This is a genomic window from Bartonella sp. AA81SXKL, from assembly GCF_042196945.1.
In the GTDB taxonomy this organism is placed as follows: Bacteria; Pseudomonadota; Alphaproteobacteria; order Rhizobiales; family Rhizobiaceae; genus Bartonella.
In genome coordinates, this window is sequence record NZ_JBHIRH010000310.1 from 373 (window position 1) to 638 (window position 266).

The following is a 266-nucleotide window of genomic DNA, read 5'->3' on the forward strand; positions in this document are numbered from 1 at the left end:
ACCCCAAGGGATTTCTACAGAAGCTGAAGCGACTGCAGCCGATGTGGCCAAACTTATCAAGCAGATTAAAGCCAACAAAGCAACTGCACTGTTTGTTGAAAATATCTCTAATCCTCGTCTCATAGAACAGATTTCAAAAGAAACAAGTTTACAAATTGGTGGAACACTGTATTCTGATGCGTTATCGAACAAAAATGGCCCTGCTGCAACCTATCTCGATATGATGGAACATAATGTAAAAACTATTATCGACGCGATAACAAAGC

Annotated in this window: 1 protein-coding gene; it reads left to right on the forward strand. The window is 39.8% G+C overall.

Annotation, left to right across the window (positions count from 1 at the left end):
- Window positions 1-266 (forward strand): metal ABC transporter solute-binding protein, Zn/Mn family (locus ACFINZ_RS11335; RefSeq protein WP_375701561.1); only part of this gene is annotated, 266 nt, incomplete at both ends.